The sequence below is a fragment of the Burkholderia ubonensis subsp. mesacidophila genome (assembly GCF_002097715.1).
GTDB lineage: Bacteria > Pseudomonadota > Gammaproteobacteria > Burkholderiales > Burkholderiaceae > Burkholderia > Burkholderia mesacidophila.
This window is the reverse complement of sequence record NZ_CP020738.1, coordinates 3182620-3200929: the sequence shown is the minus strand read 5'-3', so window position 1 is coordinate 3200929 and position 18310 is coordinate 3182620. Positions and strand designations below refer to the sequence as shown.

General features: G+C 68.0%; 14 protein-coding genes. 10 read left to right on the top strand and 4 right to left on the bottom strand.

What is annotated here, in order from left to right:
* Positions 1-100 precede the first annotated feature (100 nt).
* Entirely contained in the window at positions 101-1504 is a 1404-nt protein-coding gene (locus tag B7P44_RS31930) for a GntP family permease (RefSeq protein WP_084909799.1), read from the bottom strand.
* Between the two features lie 327 nt (positions 1505-1831).
* Between B7P44_RS31930 and B7P44_RS31925 the strand changes: the two genes are divergently transcribed.
* From B7P44_RS31925 to B7P44_RS31905, 6 genes are all read left to right on the top strand, one after another.
* Entirely contained in the window at positions 1832-3298 is a 1467-nt protein-coding gene (locus B7P44_RS31925; protein WP_084909798.1) for a sigma-54 interaction domain-containing protein, read from the top strand.
* Between the two features lie 40 nt (positions 3299-3338).
* Positions 3339-3866 carry a BON domain-containing protein gene (locus tag B7P44_RS31920; protein ID WP_084909797.1) on the top strand — a complete coding sequence of 176 codons (528 nt, stop codon included), beginning with the start codon at positions 3339-3341 and terminating at the stop codon, positions 3864-3866.
* A gap of 61 nt (positions 3867-3927) precedes the next feature.
* Positions 3928-4215: a hypothetical protein gene (locus tag B7P44_RS31915; protein WP_193834345.1), complete on the top strand. Its 288-nt coding sequence runs from the start codon at positions 3928-3930 to the stop codon at positions 4213-4215.
* 104 nt (positions 4216-4319) lie between these two features.
* On the top strand, positions 4320-4610 hold the full coding sequence (locus B7P44_RS31910; RefSeq protein WP_084909796.1) for an H-NS histone family protein: 291 nt from the start codon (positions 4320-4322) through the stop codon (positions 4608-4610).
* A 51-nt stretch (positions 4611-4661) separates the two neighbouring features.
* A complete protein-coding gene (locus B7P44_RS37295) occupies positions 4662-4994 on the top strand; it encodes a hypothetical protein (protein WP_157915386.1) in 333 nt (110 codons plus the stop codon).
* A 177-nt stretch (positions 4995-5171) separates the two neighbouring features.
* On the top strand, positions 5172-7532 hold the full coding sequence (locus B7P44_RS31905) for a bifunctional acetate--CoA ligase family protein/GNAT family N-acetyltransferase (protein ID WP_084909795.1): 2361 nt from the start codon (positions 5172-5174) through the stop codon (positions 7530-7532).
* Positions 7533-8020: 488 nt separating this feature from the next.
* Here B7P44_RS31905 and B7P44_RS31900 read toward each other — a convergent pair whose 3' ends face one another.
* Both B7P44_RS31900 and B7P44_RS31895 read right to left on the bottom strand, forming a co-directional pair.
* Complete coding sequence (locus B7P44_RS31900) at positions 8021-8572, bottom strand: hypothetical protein (RefSeq protein ID WP_084909794.1); 552 nt, start codon at positions 8570-8572, stop codon at positions 8021-8023.
* Positions 8573-8762: 190 nt separating this feature from the next.
* Complete coding sequence (locus B7P44_RS31895; RefSeq protein WP_084910141.1) at positions 8763-9584, bottom strand: IclR family transcriptional regulator; 822 nt, start codon at positions 9582-9584, stop codon at positions 8763-8765.
* A gap of 607 nt (positions 9585-10191) precedes the next feature.
* On the opposite strand from B7P44_RS31895, the gene B7P44_RS31890 reads away from it, so the two are divergent.
* Positions 10192-11040, top strand: coding sequence for an ureidoglycolate lyase (locus B7P44_RS31890; RefSeq protein WP_084909793.1), 849 nt, complete (start codon positions 10192-10194; stop codon positions 11038-11040).
* Between the two features lie 196 nt (positions 11041-11236).
* On the opposite strand, the gene prpR is transcribed toward B7P44_RS31890, so the two are convergent.
* Entirely contained in the window at positions 11237-13222 is a 1986-nt protein-coding gene (gene prpR, locus B7P44_RS31885) for a propionate catabolism operon regulatory protein PrpR (protein WP_084909792.1), read from the bottom strand.
* Positions 13223-13393: 171 nt separating this feature from the next.
* Between prpR and prpB the strand changes: the two genes are divergently transcribed.
* The 3 genes from prpB (at position 13394) to acnD (ending at position 18286) form a co-directional block, all read left to right on the top strand.
* Positions 13394-14287 carry a methylisocitrate lyase gene (gene prpB, locus B7P44_RS31880; protein ID WP_084909791.1) on the top strand — a complete coding sequence of 298 codons (894 nt, stop codon included), beginning with the start codon at positions 13394-13396 and terminating at the stop codon, positions 14285-14287.
* 148 nt (positions 14288-14435) lie between these two features.
* On the top strand, positions 14436-15608 hold the full coding sequence (prpC, locus tag B7P44_RS31875) for a bifunctional 2-methylcitrate synthase/citrate synthase (RefSeq protein WP_084909790.1): 1173 nt from the start codon (positions 14436-14438) through the stop codon (positions 15606-15608).
* A gap of 80 nt (positions 15609-15688) precedes the next feature.
* Positions 15689-18286, top strand: coding sequence for a Fe/S-dependent 2-methylisocitrate dehydratase AcnD (gene acnD / locus B7P44_RS31870; protein ID WP_084909789.1), 2598 nt, complete (start codon positions 15689-15691; stop codon positions 18284-18286).
* Positions 18287-18310 lie beyond the last annotated feature (24 nt).

Genomic DNA, 18310 nt, shown 5'->3' with positions numbered 1-18310 from the left:
TGGGCGGCGGGGCGTTCGCAGGCCGGCTGTGTCGGCCTGCCTGTCCTGGGGAGCGCACCGATCCGGTGTGAAGCCGGATCGGCCGATAGCGGCGTGGCGCTTACACGAGCCCCGTCGTGTAATACACCGCGATCACGAAGAACACCGCGAGCGTCTTGATGATCGTCACCGCGAAGATGTCGCGATACGACTCGCGGTGCGTGAGGCCCGTCACCGCGAGCAGCGTGATCACCGCGCCGTTGTGCGGCAGCGTGTCCATGCCGCCGCTCGCCATCGCGACCACCCGGTGCAGCACGTCCATCGGGATGTTCGCTGCCTGCGCGCCCTTGACGAACAGGTCCGACATCGCGGCAAGCGCGATGCTCATGCCGCCCGACGCCGAGCCCGTGATGCCGGCGAGCGAGCTGACCGACACGGCCGCGTTGACGAGCGGGTTCGGAATGCTTTTCAGCGCATCGCCGACGACGAGGAAGCCCGGCAGCGCGGCGATCACGCCGCCGAAGCCGTATTCGGACGCGGTGTTCATCGCGGCGAGCAGCGCGCCGCCGACCGCTGCCTTCGATCCGGCCGCGAAGCGTTCGCTGACGCGCTTGAACGCGGTGGCGACGACGAGCAGGATGCCGAGCAGCAGCGCGGCCTCGACCGACCAGATCGCGACCACCGTCTTGATCGACGTCGTCACCGGCGTATGCACGCCCGGCAGTACGTCGGGCGCGACCGTGTACGACGCGGCGCCGTACCACGTCGGGATCAGCTTGGTGAGCGCGAAGTTCGATACGCCGACGAGGATCAGCGGCAGGATCGCGAGGAACGGGCTCGGCAGCGATTCGGTCGCGACGCGCTCCGGCTCGTTGACGAGCGACGTGCCGTAGCCTTCGCCCTTCGCCATCGCGGAGCGGCGGCGCCATTCGAGATACGAGAGGCCGACGACGATGATGAACAGCGAGCCGATCGTGCCGAGCGCCGGCGCGGCCCACGCGGTCGTCTTGAAGAACGTGGTCGGGATGATGTTCTGGATCTGCGGCGTGCCGGGCAGCGAATCCATCGTGAACGAGAACGCGCCGAGCGCGATCGCGCCGGGCATCAGCCGCTTCGGGATGTTGCTCTGGCGGTACAGCTCGGCCGCGAACGGGTAGACCGCGAACACGACGACGAACAGCGACACGCCGCCATAGGTGAGCAGCGCGCACACCGCGACGATCACCGCATTCGCGCGCGAGCGGCCGATGTAGCGGATCGCCGCGTGGACGATCGACTCGGAGAAGCCGGACAGTTCGATCACCTTGCCGAACACCGCGCCGAGCATGAACACCGGGAAATACAGTTTGACGAAGCCGACCATCTTCTCCATGAAGATGCCGGAGAAGACCGGCGCGACGGCGGCCGGCTCGGTCATCAGGACCGCGCCGAGCGCGGCGATCGGCGCGAACAGGATTACGCTGTAGCCGCGGTACGCGGCGAACATCAGGAACGCCAGCGCGGCGAGAACGATCACGAAGGACAAGAGAGTCTCCTAATGGCTTTGGTTTTGTTCGGTCGTGCGGCGCGCCGCGGACCGGCTCAGGTTCGTGCAGGTTTCGTGCCACCGGCCGCGATGCGCCGCCGGACGCGGGTCCGCCGGTGGCCGGCGGGCCCGCGCCGGCCAATCTTCAGGCGATTCTACATAAATCGTCTCCGTGTGGAGACGGATTGGCCGTCCGGATGACCCCGATATGCTTGCCGAACGTGAACGGGCAAGGCGTTGCGGGCTGTCTCCGGAATGAGATAATCCGTCTCGTTCCGGAGACGGGCCGGACGATACCCAAGAGCAATACACGGAGACGACGACACGATGATGAACGACTGGGCCCGCTTGCCCGTCGATTACGGCGACGTGCTGCGGCGCGCCGCCGAATCGCTGTTCAGGACGTTCGAGGATTCGAGCGCCGGCACGCTGATCGTCGACCACGACGCACGCATCGTGTGGATGAACGAGCGCTATGCGGCGCGCTTCGGTTTCGCCGATCCGCAGCAGGCGGTCGGCCTCGATTGCGAGGCGGTGATTCCGCACAGCCTGATGCGCGAGGTCGTGTCGACCGGGCAGCCGATCCTGCTCGACATCATGGAGACGGGCCGCGAGCCGCTCGTCGTGACCCGTCTGCCGCTGAAGAACGAGGCCGGCGAGACGGTCGGCGCGATCGGCTTCGCGCTGTTCGACCAGTTGAAGACGCTCACGCCGATCTTTTCCCGTTACGTGCAATTGCAGCAGCAGCTGCTCGCGACGCAGCGCTCGCTGGCGCAGGCGCGCCGCGCGAAATACACGTTCGCGAGCTTCGTCGGCACGAGTTCGGCGAGCCTCGAGACGAAGCGCCAGGCGCGTCGCGCCGCGCAGGTCGATTCGCCGGTGCTGCTGCTCGGCGAAACCGGCACCGGCAAGGAACTGCTCGCGCATGCGATTCATGCGGCGTCGGCGCGCGCGCTCCAGCCGCTCGTGACGGTCAACGTCGCCGCGATTCCCGATGCGCTGCTCGAGACCGAATTCTTCGGCGCGGCGCCCGGCGCCTATACGGGCGCCGACCGCAAGGGGCGGGTCGGCAAGTTCGAGCTGGCCGACCGCGGCACGCTGTTCCTCGACGAGATCGGCGACATGCCGCTGCCGCTGCAGGGCAAGCTGCTGCGCGTGCTGCAGGACAAGGAATTCGAGCCGGTCGGCTCGAACCGCATCGTGCGCGCCGACGTGCGGATCATTGCGGCGACGTCGGCCGACCTGCCGGCGCTCGTGGCGGCCGGCCGCTTCCGCGCCGATCTCTATTACCGGCTCAACGTGCTGACGATTCACGCGCCGCCGTTGCGCGAGCGCGCGTCCGACATCGCGGCGCTCGTCTACGCGACGCTCGAGGAGCTCGCTGCGCAGCACGGCCGCGCCGCGCACTGCGAGCTCACCGACGATGCACTGCGGATGCTGTGCGCGTATCCGTGGCCCGGCAACGTGCGCGAGCTGCGCAATACGCTCGAGCGTGCGCTGATGCTGTCCGACCGTTCGGTGATCGACGCGCGGGCGCTCGCGCCGTTTCTCGGCCCCGCGCGCGCGCAGCCCGACGGCATGCCGTCCGCGCAGGCGGCGGCCGAACCTGAAGCGGGCGCGGCGCCTGCCGCACCCGTTGTGTCGTACGCGGACGCATTGGCCGCATGGGAGCGCCAGTTCCTCGCCGACGCGCTCGCCGCCTGCAACGGCAGGGTGGTGGAGGCGGCCGCGCGCGTCGGCATCGGGCGCGCGACGTTCTATAAGAAGCTGGCGGCGCTGGGCATCGACTGGTAGCGCCGCGCGTTTTCGGCGCGGCTGGAACGAGGAGGCGACGATGAAGCGAACCTGCATCGCGTGGTGGGTGGCCGTGACCGTGGCGGCGCCCGCGCTCGCGCAACCGGATGCGGCGGGCGAACAGACGATGCGGCGCAATTGGTACAACGACCCTTTCGTCGCGTTGTCGCGCGACGTCGCCGAATGCCCGCTGCCGCTCGGGCCGTGGATGACCCGCGCGGAGATGGAGGACGACGCGCATTACCGCGCCGAGCGCGGCACGACCTGCTGGCTCGCGCATCGCTGCACGAAGCCGAATTCGTATATGTATGACGCGCCGATCGCGGATGCGGCGAAGGCGCACTTTGCCGGCTCGACGCGGCTGAGCGGCACGAGCTTGTGGATCACCGTGCAGCGGCGCTTCATCTACGTGGAAGGGTGCGCGGACACGTCGCTCGATCGCGCGGCGCTGCAACGCGAATTGGCGGCGCTGCCCGACGTCGAGCAGGTTTTCGTTCGCATCACCGACGATCCGCGCCGGTCGGTGCCGTACAAGACTCGCGCGCAACCCGACCGGGCGCCGAATTGACGAGCGTGCCGGGGCGCATGGCATACTCGCGACATTTAAAAAAAGGTTGACGGAAAGAACAATGAAACACATGCTTGCGTCGGTCTGTCGAAGGCCCGAAGCGTTGCTGCGGCGGGCCGGGGCGATTGCCTTGCTGGCGGTGCTCGGGGGATGCGGCGGTACTGCCCCGCTGTTTACTTCGGATGGCCGTCCGACCACGTTGGTGCAATGCACGAGCGGCGATTCCTGGGGCAATTGCACGGACAACGCGCGCGCCACCTGCAACGGTGAATTCGACGTGCTTCAGCAATCGGTCGACGGCGGCGTGCGGAGTCTTCTCTTCGCATGCAAGAGAAAAAGCGGTTATTGATCCCGTTTTCGCAGCCGGAGAAATCTCCCGATCGCGCAGGGCCCTTTTCTATTTGCTTCGAGTCACCTATTTTTCATAAATAACACTCAGGGAATCCCATCCATATGGCGACCTACCGGCAACTGACAGCGCAACTCGAAAAACTTCAGCAGAAGATCGATAAGGAACGCGAAAAGGCGATCACCGACGCGATCGCTGCGATCCGGGCGAAAATCGAGGAATTCGACATTACGCCGGAGGAGCTCGGTTTCCGTTCCACAGGGGCCCCTGTCAAGGCCAAGCGTCCGTTGCCGCCGAAGTATCGCAATCCGAAGACCGGCGAAACGTGGAGCGGCCGCGGGCGCGCGCCGGCATGGCTCGGCAAGAACCGCGCGCGTTTCCTGATCAAGGACTGATTCCCGAAAAGTCTCACCTTTCACGCGCTGACTGACGGTGCGCATGGCCGAATGGCCATCGCACCGTTTTGTTTTGGTGCGCGCGCCGATCATTTGAGTCCCCTGCAGCGTGACGCGCTGATGCGCGATCGCCGCTCGCCGTTTCGGCAAATCGCTGCGATTTATCCGCGTTTCGCGCCGATTTCCGGTAAACAGCTGCGCAAACGCATGTCGCGCGTGCGTATCCGCAGGCGAATTGCGCGGTGCATGTGTCGAGGATGTTTCCATCACCTTTCGCCGTTTCGCGCATTCCCATGCGCAATTCCCGAACCTTCTCACCTTGGCTCCTGTAAATCCTCACCATTGCCGGACCGGCGCGGAGCAACGCATTTGCGTTTCGCGTGACGCTGCATGCCGGATGCCCGTGCATGGTGCACGGCTTGACCCAGGTCGAGTAGCTGGCCGTTCGGCATATAGGCAGCCGCGGGCGGTTCGCCTATGCTTTGAATTCGCGTCGGCCGGAGGGCGGCTCGTCGAGCCGCATCCGGGTCCGGCCGTCTTTCGTTACCGTATGGAGCCGATGTGACCGTTCGCCATCTCGATGCGCTGTTCCAGCCTAAATCCGTTGCGGTCGTCGGCGCGTCGTCGCGCGCGGGCAGTATCGGCGCGATGGTATGGGCGCGCGTGCTCGACGGCGCGTTCCAGGGGGCCGTGTGGCCCGTCAATCCGAAATACGACGCGCTGAACGGCTACAAGGTCGTGCCGGATGTCGACCGGTTGCCCGCGCCACCGTCGGTCGCGGTGATCTGCACGCCGCCCGCGACGTGGCCCGGCATCGTGCACAAGCTCGGCGTCCTCGGCGCGCGCGTCGCGGTGATCGTCGGCGAGGCGCGCACGGGTGCGCATCGCGCGGCGCTCGATCGCGCGCTCAAGGCGGCGAGGCCGTTCGTCCTCCGTATCGTCGGGCCGGGTAGTCTCGGCGTGCTGTCGCCGGCGCGGCATGCGCATTTCGGCGCGCCGGCGTATACGGTGCGCTCGGGCGGCGTCGCGTGGGTATCGCAGTCGAACGCGTTGACGAACGCCGTCCTCGGCTGGGCGGATGCGCGCGGCCTCGGCTTCTCGCACGTCGTGGCGCTCGGCGGCGAGGCCGACGTCGATGCGGGGGACGTGCTCGACTACCTTGCGAGCGATCCCGGCACGCGCGCGATCCTGCTCGAGCTCGACAGCGTGCGCGCCGCGCGCAAGTTCATGTCGGCGGCGCGCGCGGCCGCACGCAACAAGCCGGTGCTCGCATTGCGCACCGGCCGCGCGGACCCGGGCGACGCGCTGTACACGGCGGCGTTCCAGCGCGCGGGGATGGTGCGGGTCGACGCGCTCGACGATCTGCTCGACGAGATCGAGACGCTCGGCGTCGGCCGCGTCGCCGCACGCGGCGCGGCGACGCTCGTGACGAGCGACGCGGGCGTCGCGAAGCTCGCGGTCGATGCGGTCGCGGAGGTGCGCGACGTGCTGGCCGAATGGCCGGCTGCGGCAACGGCGGCTGTCGCGCAAGCGCTCCCGCACCTCGATGCCCCCGGCAATCCGCTGACGCTCGGCGACGATGCGCGCCCCGAGCATTTCGGCGCGGCGATCCGCGCGCTCGCGCCGTTTCCGCAGACCGGCACGCTGTTCGTCGTGCATTCGACGTCGCACAGCGCGCCGGCCGACGCGGTGGCGCGCACGCTGATCGACACGCGCCAGCACGCGCATCGCGGCATCCTCGCGTGCTTCTTCGGCGCGGTCGATGCGTCGACGCGCGACGCGCTGCACGCGAACGGCATTCCCGTGCATACGACGCCGCGGCGGCTGGCGCGCGCGTATGCGCGTCTTGTCGATTACAACCTCGGCCGCGAACTGCTGATGCAGACGCCCGAAGGCACGCCGCCGCAGCCGGCGGCATGCGTCGCGTCCGCACGGGAGGCGGCGCGCGGGTGGCTCGACGCGGGGCGGCACGAACTTGCCGGCGAGCCTGCGCTGCAATGGCTGGCGCATTTCGGCCTGCAGGGCGCGGCGCCGTCCGACGAGCCGCGCGATGCCGTGGTCGTCGACGTGACGGTCGACATGCACGACGACCCGAATTTCGGTCCGGTATTCCGCTACCTGGTGCCCCCCGCGGACGGCGTGTCCGCGCCGTTCGTCGTCTACGGGCTGCCGCCGCTGAACACGGTGCTTGCACGCGCGGTGATGGAACGCTCGCCGTATGCGCGCCGCGCGCCGGTCGAACCCGCGCTCGGCGCGTTCACAGCGCTGTCGCAGGTGGTGTGCGACGTGCGCGAGGTGGTCGCGCTGTCGGTCACGCTGCGCGTGCTGCCCGACCGCGTGCGCGTGATCGCGCCGCGCATCATGCTGGCGGAGGGGCGCAGCCGGCTCGCGATCATGCCGTATCCGCGTCATCTCGAGCAGACGCTTGCGTGGCAGGGCGACACGATGACGATCCGGCCGATCCGTCCGGAAGACGAGGCCGCGCACAACGAACTGCTCGGCGCGATGACGCCGGAGGATCTGCGGATGCGTTTCTTCGGCGCGGTGCGCAGCTTCGATCACTCGCAGCTCGCACGCATGACGCAGATCGATTACGACCGCGAGATGGCGTTCATCGCGTCGGTCGACGACGGGGCGGGCCGGTCGCACACGCTCGGCGCGGTACGAGCGGTGACCGACCCGGACAACGAGACGACCGAGTTCGCGATCGGCATTCGGCCCGACCAGAAGGGCAAGGGGCTCGGGCGTCTGTTGATGGCGCGCATCATCGAGTACGCGCGCTCGCGCGGCACCGCGTGGATGATCGGCGAGGCGCTGCGCGAGAACACCGCGATGATCGCGCTCGCGCGCGCGTGCGGGTTCACGATCACCGCGACAGAGGAGCCCGGCATCGTGGGCTTCAGGATGAAGCTGCAGGCGTGACGCGCGGCGCTTCTCGCCCTTTGCCGAATACGGCGTGCCGCACACCTATTCGCCCCGGATCGGATTGTGGGCGAAGGCGAGCAACGACGCCTTCGCACCCCCAACGTGTCAAAGGTGAGCTTTTTCGGGGGGCGTGCGTGAGCCTTTCCGGGAACGCGGGGGTGAGCTGTTTCGGGAGCCTTCGGTGAGCCCTTTCGGGAAGGGCCGGTGAGCGTCTCCGGGAGACGCCGGTGAGCTTTTCCAGGACTCAATGGTGAGCCTTTCCGGGAAGCCTCGGTGAGGACTTGCAGGAAGCACGGGTGAGCTGCTCCGGGAGCCCTCGGTGAGCCCTTTCGGGATATGCAGGTGAGCCCTTTCGGGACGTGCAGGTGAGTGCTTGCGGGAGGCTGAGGTGAGATTTTTCGGGAGCCCGTTTCGGCGGGGCTCCCGTGGGCACGGCGCCGGCCGTCGCGATGCGCGCGCCGGTGTCGGCCGTGCCGGGGGCCCGGTCAGGCGGCCAGTTTCGTCGCCGCGTCGTTCACCTGCTCGCGCGAGATCGCGAGTTCGGTCAGGTGCGCGTCCGCGTACACGGCGCCCGTTTCGTGCTCGAGACGGGCGATCGTCAGCGCACAGCGAGCCAGGTCCTTCGGCATCGCGATGAAGCGCTTGACGGACTCGCCGGCCTTGAACGCGTCGAACAGCGCGCCACGGACGTCGTCCGGCAGCGTCTTGGTCCATTGATACGGCTTGCCGTTGAACGTGATCGACGGCGGCAGCGTGCGTTCCTTCTTGGTCGCCGTGATGAGCCCGTAGGTGCGGGCGGCGTCGCCGATCTGGTCGGGCGAGAAGAGCTCGTCGGGCGTGATGTCGAACTGCTCGATGTAGTTTTCGATCGCCAGCATCGCGGCAGCGCGGTCGTCGCGCTTCTTCTGCGCACGCGCGACGATGTCGCGCAGTTCGTCCGCTTCTTCGGGCGTGATCGTGAAGCTTGCCTGCTTCTGCTGAAGTTCGGAGAAACGCTGGAATTCGAGATCGTTCAGAAGTTTGGCCATGACATTCATCAGACACGACAGCCGGCATCGCCGGCCGTCGTAGTTTTGGAGAGGGCCGCTATTCTAGCGTAGCGACCCTGCATGGCGCGGCCGTGCGAAGCATCGCGACACCACGCGATACGTGCGTCGTCGCGCGTGCCGCGTCGCGGCGCGCGTTGCCGCCGCACCCGCATCGGTCCGGCGCGGGCGGGGCCGCCGGTCAGTTCACGTCGATGCGGCTCATCGACAGCGTCGCGGCGGTGGCGCGCAGGCGCTCGAGGGCCGCGTCGACGGAAGGCGCCGCGTGCGCGTCGATGCGGCGCATGTACGGACAGGTCAGCGCGGCGATCGCGTGGCCGGCCGGGCCGACGATCGGGACGCTGATGTCGACGACGCCATATGCCTGGCGGCTGTCGCTGCACAGGAAACCGTCGCCGCGGATCGTCTGGCCCGCCTGCGCGAGCGCCTCTCCGTCGAGCGGCGCCTCGCCCTTGACCCTGCGGTGCTCAGCCAGCATATGCGCGCGTTGATCCGAGGCCTGGAAAGCCAGCATGACGCGTCCCGACGCGGTATCGGCGAGCCCGATGCGCGAGCCGAGCCGCACCGACACGCCCCACGGGCCGGGGCCGTCCACCTGCGCGATCACGAGCAGGTTGCCGTGGTCGTAGATGGCCAGGTGACAGGACTGTTCCGCTGCATCGGCGAAGCGCTGCATCGGCGGCAGCGCTTCGGTGATCAGGCGGCTCATCGGCGGATGGCGGTGGGCGAGCGCGAACAGCTTGAGGCTGAGCGTGTAGCGGTCGCCGCCCGTCGAGCGCATCACGTAGCGGCGCGCGACCAGGCGCTCGAGCATCCGGTAGATTTCGCTCGCGTTGCGGCCGAGTTCCTTCGTGATTTCGGTACGGGTGAGCCCTTCCTTCTGTTCGGACAGGAGTTCGAGGATGTCGAGCCCCTTGTCGAGCGCGGGGGCGCGATAGCGTTCAAGTCCCCCGCCGTCTCCATGGGCGTCGTTACCGGGGGACCGGTCGTTGATCATCTGCATCGTCTTGGTATCGTGGGTCGGTGAAATGCTCACGATCGGTCGGCAGCGCACGCGCAACGGCTCTGCAACGCCCATGTGCCAAGCCCGTGCGCGCCGGCGAGCGCACTTCGATCGAGCATAACAATAAACAATTGCGAATCAATTCGGCAGATTCTTACCGATTATTACCAATTGGGAACGGGTGAGTGACCACTTTCGGTGATAAATATGACAAGAATATGCATGTTTATTTTATGCGATGAAATAGTCGCAGTGAACCGATCACGCCCGTATGGCGAGTATTCATGTCGTGTTGCCCGGGGGAGCTGGCCGGCGCCCGCTGCCGCGTGACACCGGCACGGAACCTCGATGCTGCGCCGCAAGGCCAGCATGCGCTGCAATAGTCGGTATCCGTCGCGGGTCATTTCATGGCCGGCGGCGGGTGGTACAAAGTACGGCAGGCAAGCGCAGAAGCGCGCCATGCGGGCGGCCGGCAACGGTGGCCGCCGAGCGCGCCCGTTTCGCCGGCGTCGATCCGCACACCGACGGCCGCCTGTGCGTTGCGCGTGGCGGCAGGCCTTTGCGTGCGTCGGTACCCTGTCACATCCGATCAGAGAGGTTGAACTCGATGAAACTGCTTCGCTATGGCCCGCCCGGCCAGGAAAAACCCGGCATGCTCGACGCGGACGGCCGGATTCGCGATCTGTCGGCGCACGTCGCCGATCTCGCCGGCGACGCGCTGTCCGATGCCGGACTCGCGCGGCTGCGCGCGCTCGATCCGGCGACGCTGCCGCTCGTGCCCGGCGAGCCGCGCATCGGCCCGTGCGTCGGGCGGATCGGCAAGTTCATCGGCATCGGGCTGAACTACGCCGATCACGCGGCCGAAGCAGGCATGCCCGTGCCGAAGGAACCGGTCGTGTTCGGCAAGTGGACGAGCTCGGTGTGCGGCCCGAACGACGGTATCGATATCCCGAAAGGCTCGGTGAAGACCGACTGGGAAGTCGAGCTGGGCGTCGTGATCGGCGCGCCGTGCAAGGACGTCGACGAGGCGCGCGCGCTCGACTACGTGGCCGGCTATTGCGTGGTCAACGACGTGTCCGAGCGCGAATGGCAGCTCGAACGCGGCGGCCAGTGGGACAAGGGCAAGGGCTTCGACTCGTTCGGCCCGATCGGCCCGTGGCTCGTCACGCGCGACGACGTGCCCGATCCGCAGCGGCTCGACCTGTGGCTCGAGGTCGACGGCCATCGCTACCAGCAAGGCAATACACGCACGATGGTGTTCACGGTCGCGCAGCTCGTCGCGTACCTGTCGCGCTGCACGCGCCTGCAGCCGGGCGACGTGATCACGACCGGCACGCCGCCGGGCGTCGGCATGGGCATCAAGCCGGCGCCGGTGTACCTGAAGCCCGGGCAGACGGTGCGGCTCGGCGTCGAAGGGCTCGGCGAGCAACTGCAGCGCACGCGCGCCGCGCAATAGCCATTCGCGCGGCATGCCGATACGCTCCGGCCGCGCGCAGCGAGGCGGTTGACGCATGCGAAAAAGCAAAGGCCCGATTTGAACTGAACCCCAAGAGTTGGACATAGATCCGACCCTTGGGGTTTTTTCATGTTGAAGCACGACGACGCCTTGAATGGCTCGACGGCGCGCGCCATTGCGTCGCAACCGGCGGCGCCTACCTGCCGGACAGCTTCCGCCACATCGTCGTCTTGCTGATGCCGAGCATCGCGCATGCGCGATCGCGATCGCCGCCGCATGCGTCGAGCGCCGCGCGGATCTCGTCGGCTTCCGCGCGGCGGCGGCGCGCCTGCAGCGTCGGCGCATCGTCCGGATCGTCGCGCGCATCGGCCGGGTTCGCGAACAGTTCCGGCGCGATGGCCCGCAGTGCGTCAGGATCGAGCACGCCGCACGTCCCGGCCTGCCCGGCGTCGCCCGCTTCCTCCGCCAGCTCCACCGCGATCCGCTCGATCACGTTCTGCAATTCCCGCACGTTGCCGGGCCACCGGTAGCGCATCAGGATCGCCTGCGTCGTGTCGAGCACGCGCGCCGCGTCGCCCGCATCGCGCAGGGCGTCCGCGAGCCGCGGCTCGCGCCGCGCGGCCTGTACCAGCAGCGCGGCGGCGAGCGCGGGAATGTCGGCCGGGCGCTCGCGCAGCGGCGGCAGCCCGACGTTCAGGATGTTGAGCCGGTAGTAGAGGTCCGCGCGGAACGTGCCGTCCTCGACGGCCGCCAGCAGCGGCCGGTGCGTCGCGGCGATCACGCGCACGTCGATGCGGATCGGCTCGGTCGAGCCGAGGCGGATCACCTCGCGCTCCTGCAGCACGCGCAGCAGCCGGCTCTGCAGCGACGGCGGCATCTCGCCGATCTCGTCGAGAAACAGCGTGCCGCGATGCGCGGCCTCGAACAGGCCCGTCTTGCCGCCGCGCCGCGCGCCGGTGAACGCGCCCTCCTCATAGCCGAACAGCTCGCTTTCGAGCAGCGCTTCCGGAAACGCGCCGCAGTTGATCGCGACGAACGGATAGCTGCGCCGCGCGGACAGCGCGTGCAGGCTCTGCGCGATCATCTCCTTGCCGGTGCCGCTTTCGCCGAGCACGAGCACGGTCGCGTCGGATTTCGCGTAGCGGCGCGCGAGGTCGCGCACGCGCGTCATCGGCGCGGACGCGCCGACCACGTCGTCGAGCGTATAGCGCGCCGCGAACTGCTGCGTGCCCGGCTGCGAGCGCAGCGCACGGTCGAGCCGTTCGACCGCGCGCGATTCCTGGAAGGTCAGCACGCTGCCCGACGTGACGCCGCGATCGACGAGCGGGCCGCGATGCACGACGTAGCGCACGCCGCGCACGGTCGCGAGCGCATCGCCGTCGTCGCCGCGCAGCGTGCGCAGCTCCGGCGTCAGGTCGACGAGCGCGCGCCCGACGGCCGCCGCGGGTTCGACCCCGAGCGCCAGCGCGAGCCGTTCGTTGATCGCCTCGACCCGGCCGCGCGCATCGAGCGCGACGACGCCGTCGCGCAGGTGCTGGAGCAGGTTGTCGAGGCGCTGGCGGCGCAGCGCCTCCGCGTGCGTCGCATAGGCGACCTCGAGCGCGGTGTCGACGGCCTTGCGCACCGACGCATGCGAATACAGGAACACGGCGCCCATGCCGACGCTCGCGGCGAGGTCGGTGACGAGGCCGGGGCCGACGATCGTCTCGATGCCGCGGTCGCGCAGGTCGTGCACGCAGGTTTCCGCTTCCTGAGCGGACTGATATGACGCAAACTCCACGTCGAGGCCGTACGCGGCGACGAAGCGGCGCACCTCGGGCGGCGTCTCGCCGACGCTGACGAGCGCGATCCGCGACGCGTCGCGGCGGGCGCGCGCAAGCGCCTGCATCACGTCGAAGCCGGTCGGCGAGACGACCACGACCGGTACGCTCGCGCGCGTCTTCAGGAAGCCGCCGTTCGAGCCGGCCGCGACGATCACGTCGGGCCGCGCGGCGCCGGCCTCGGCGATTGCGTTGAGCGCCTCTTCATACGCGCGCGACACGATGCGCACGTCGGCGCGCTCGTCGAATTCGCCGGCGATCTCGCGAAAGAGGTCCCGCAGGCGGCTGATGCCCATCGCCCAGACGCGCGGGCGCACCGCGCGGTCGGCGGGGCCGACGGGCTTGATCGAGGAGAGGTCCATGACGACCGATTATGCGCGCGCGATTTCATTTTTGGAACGTGAAGTTTCTAAATTGAAATCATTCGACCACGGTGGCATGCGGCCGGTTGCTTAAGAATCAGTGGGTTAGCGACGACATACGAGCTGGCCCGGTACTTGCTGTGTAGCAGGCATTCCATCAGGAGGCCGTTCATGAGCAACACGCATCTTCAAAGCGCCGGCGCGAAATTCCGCGCGGCAGTCGCGGCCGAGCAGCCGCTGCAGGTGGTCGGCGCGATCACCGCCTACGCGGCCAAGATGGCCCAGGCCGTCGGCTTCAAGGCCGTCTACCTGTCGGGCGGCGGCGTCGCCGCGAATTCGCTCGGCATCCCCGATCTCGGCATCAGCACGATGGAAGACGTGCTGATCGACGCGAACCGGATCACCAACGCGACCGACCTGCCGCTGCTCGTCGACATCGATACGGGCTGGGGCGGCGCATTCAACATCGCGCGCACGGTCCGCTCGTTCATCAAGGCCGGCGTCGCGGCCGTGCACCTCGAGGATCAGGTCGGCCAGAAGCGCTGCGGCCATCGTCCGGGCAAGGAAGTCGTGCCGACCGAAGAAATGGTCGATCGCGTCAAGGCCGCGGTCGACGCGCGCACCGACGACCAGTTCGTGATCATGGCCCGCACCGACGCGGCCGCCGCCGAAGGGATCGACTCGGCGATCGAACGCGCGGTCGCCTATGTCGAGGCCGGCGCGGACATGATCTTCCCGGAAGCGATGAAGACCCTCGACGACTATCGCCGCTTCAAGGCGGCGGTCAAGGTGCCGATCCTCGCGAACCTGACCGAATTCGGCTCGACGCCGCTCTTCACGCTCGACGAGCTGCGCGAGGCGAACGTCGACATCGCGCTGTACTGCTGCGGCGCGTATCGCGCGATGAACAAGGCCGCGCTGAACTTCTACGAGACGCTGCGCCGCGACGGCACGCAGAAGGCGGCCGTGCCGACGATGCAGACGCGCGCCGAGCTGTACGACTACCTCGGCTATCACGCGTACGAGCAGAAGCTCGACGAGCTGTTCGCGCAGGGCAAGAAGTAACGCGGCCCGCCCCCCACGAGACACGATTCTGAGCTTTGCATGGGGCCAGAGTGCGCTTTGCGTGGGACCGGAGTAAGTGCTGAAGCACTAACACCGGTCGACAAGCGCTGAAGCGCCAACACTGGCCGACAAATTGGAGAACGGAAACATGAGCGAGACGAAAGACGCAGCAGCACCGGCCGCCGCAGGCGCGTTCAAGCCGAAGAAGTCGGTCGCGCTGTCGGGCGTGACGGCCGGCAACACGGCCCTCTGCACGGTCGGCAAGACCGGCAACGACCTGCACTACCGCGGCTACGACATTCTCGACGTCGCCGAGTCGTGCGAGTTCGAGGAAATCGCGCACCTGCTCGTGCACGAGCGGCTGCCGAACCTGACCGAACTGGCCGCCTACAAGTCGAAGCTGCGCGCGATGCGCGGCCTGCCGAGCGCGCTGAAGGCGGCGCTCGAGCAGATCCCGGCGTCCGCGCACCCGATGGACGTGATGCGCACGGGCGTGTCGGTGCTCGGCACCGTGCTGCCGGAGAAGGACGATCACAACCTGCCGGGCGCGCGCGACATCGCCGACCGCCTGATGGCGTCGCTCGGCTCGATGCTGCTGTACTGGTATCACTTCTCGCACAACGGCAAGCGCATCGAGACCGAAACCGACGACGATTCGATCGGCGGCCACTTCCTGCACCTGCTGCACGGCAAGGCGCCGTCGAAGTCGTGGGTCGAGGCGATGCACACGTCGCTGATCCTGTACGCGGAGCACGAATTCAACGCATCGACGTTCACGGGCCGCGTGATCGCGGGCACGGGCTCGGACATCTACTCGGCGATCACCGGCGCGATCGGCGCGCTGCGCGGGCCGAAGCACGGCGGCGCGAACGAAGTCGCCTACGAGGTCCAGAGCCGCTACCGCTCGCCGGACGAAGCGGAAGCCGACATCCGCCGCCGCGTCGAGAACAAGGAAGTCGTGATCGGCTTCGGCCACCCGGTCTACACGATCTCCGATCCGCGCAACAAGGTGATCAAGGGCGTCGCGCACAAGCTGTCGAAGGAGGCCGGCGACCTGAAGCTGTACAACATCGCCGAGCGTCTCGAATCGGTGATGTGGGACGCGAAGAAGATGTTCCCGAACCTCGACTGGTTCAGCGCGGTGTCGTATCACATGATGGGCGTGCCGACCGCGATGTTCACGCCGCTGTTCGTGATCTCGCGCACGTCCGGCTGGAGCGCGCACATCATCGAGCAGCGCGTCGACAACAAGATCATCCGCCCGAGCGCGAACTACACGGGTCCGGAAGACCTGCAGTTCGTGCCGATCGAGAAGCGCTGACCCGCAAGCAGCGCGCGCCGGCCCCCGCCACGCGGGCGGCCGCCGCGCGCTGAACGTCATACCCTGGTTGCCCCCACATCATGAATACCGCCTACCGCAAACCCCTGCCCGGCACGTCGCTGGACTACTTCGACGCGCGCGCTGCGGTCGACGCGATCGCGCCCGGCGCCTACGACACGCTGCCGTATACGTCGCGCGTGCTCGCCGAAAACCTCGTGCGCCGCTGCGATCCGGCGATCCTCGCCGATTCGCTGAAGCAGATCGTCGAGCGCAAGCGCGAACGCGATTTCCCGTGGTTCCCGGCGCGCGTCGTGTGCCACGACATTCTCGGCCAGACGGCGCTCGTCGATCTCGCGGGCCTGCGCGACGCGATCGCCGAGCGCGGCGGCGACCCGGCGAAGGTGAACCCGGTCGTGCCTGTGCAGCTGATCGTCGATCACTCGCTCGCCGTCGAGTGCGGCGGCTTCGATCCGGACGCGTTCGCGAAGAACCGCGCGATCGAGGATCGCCGCAACGAGGACCGCTTCCACTTCATCGAGTGGACGAAGAAGGCGTTCGAGAACGTCGACGTGATCCCGCCGGGCAACGGCATCATGCACCAGATCAACCTGGAGAAGATGTCGCCGGTGATCCAGGCGCAGGACGGCGTAGCGTTCCCGGACACCTGCGTCGGCACCGACAGCCACACGCCGCACGTCGACGCGCTCGGCGTGATCGCGATCGGCGTCGGCGGGCTGGAGGCGGAGAACGTGATGCTCGGCCGCGCGTCGTGGATGCGCCTGCCGGACATCGTCGGCGTCGAGCTGACCGGCAAGCGCCAGCCCGGCATCACCGCGACCGACGTGGTACTGGCGCTGACCGAGTTCCTGCGCAAGGAAAAAGTGGTCGGCGCGTACCTCGAATTCCGCGGTGAAGGCGCGGCGAGCCTCACGCTCGGCGACCGCGCGACGATCTCGAACATGGCGCCCGAATACGGCGCGACGGCCGCGATGTTCTTCATCGACGGCCAGACGACCGACTACCTGCGCCTCACCGGCCGCAGCGACGAGCAGGTAAAGCTCGTCGAGACCTACGCGAAGCAAGCGGGCCTGTGGGCCGACACGCTGAACCACGCGCAGTACGAACGCACGCTGACGTTCGATCTGTCGTCGGTCGTGCGCAACATGGCCGGCCCGTCGAATCCGCACAAGCGGCTGCCGACGTCGGACCTCGCCGCGCGCGGGATCGCCGGCCAGTGGGAAGAGAAGGCGGGCGAGATGCCCGACGGCGCGGTGATCATCGCCGCGATCACGAGCTGCACGAACACCAGCAACCCGCGCAACGTGATCGCCGCGGCCCTGCTTGCGCGCAACGCGAACGCGCGCGGCCTGGTGCGCAAGCCGTGGGTGAAGAGCTCGCTCGCGCCGGGCTCGAAGGCGGTCGAGCTGTATCTGGAAGAAGCGAACCTGTTGCCGGAACTCGAGAAGCTCGGCTTCGGCATCGTCGCGTTCGCGTGCACGACCTGCAACGGGATGTCGGGCGCGCTCGATCCGAAGATCCAGCAGGAGATCGTCGAGCGCGACCTGTACGCGACGGCCGTGCTGTCCGGCAACCGCAATTTCGACGGCCGCATCCACCCGTATGCGAAGCAGGCGTTCCTCGCGTCGCCGCCGCTCGTCGTCGCGTATGCGATCGCGGGCACGATCCGCTTCGACATCGAGAAGGACGTGCTTGGCCACGATCAGGACGGCAAGCCGGTCACGCTGAAGGACATCTGGCCGACCGACGAGGAGATCGATGCGATCGTCGCGTCGAGCGTGAAGCCGGAGCAGTTCCGCAAGGTCTACGAGCCGATGTTCGCGCGCAGCGCCGACGCGGGCGAGCGCGCGGCGCCGCTGTACGACTGGCGCGCGCAGAGCACGTACATCCGCCGTCCGCCGTACTGGGAAGGCGCGCTGGCCGGCGAGCGCACGCTCAAGGGCATGCGTCCGCTCGCGGTGCTCGGCGACAACATCACGACCGACCACCTGTCGCCGTCGAACGCGATCCTCGCGAACAGCGCCGCCGGCGAATACCTCGCGAAGATGGGCCTGCCTGAAGAAGACTTCAACTCGTACGCGACGCACCGGGGAGACCACCTGACCGCGCAGCGCGCGACCTTCGCGAACCCGACGCTGGCCAACGAGATGGCGGTCGTCGACGGCGCGGTGAAGAAGGGCTCGCTCGCGCGCGTCGAGCCGGACGGCACGGTGATGCGGATGTGGGAAGCGATCGAGACGTACATGAATCGCAAGCAGCCGCTGATCGTCGTCGCGGGCGCCGACTACGGCCAGGGCTCGTCGCGCGACTGGGCCGCGAAGGGCGTGCGGCTCGCGGGCGTCGAGGCGATCGTCGCCGAAGGCTTCGAGCGGATCCACCGCACGAACCTGATCGGGATGGGCGTGCTGCCGCTCGAGTTCAAGCCGGGCACCAACCGGACGACGCTCGGCATCGACGGCACTGAAACCTTCGACGTGATCGGCGAGCGCAAGCCGCGCGCCGACCTGACGCTCGTGATCCATCGCAGGAATGGCGAGCGCGTCGAGGTGCCGGTCACGTGCCGGCTCGATACGGCCGAGGAAGTGTCGATCTACGACGCGGGCGGCGTGCTGCAGCGTTTCGCGCAGGACTTCCTCGAATCGTCGCAGGCGGCGGCTTGACCGAGTCACATTGGGATAACACGG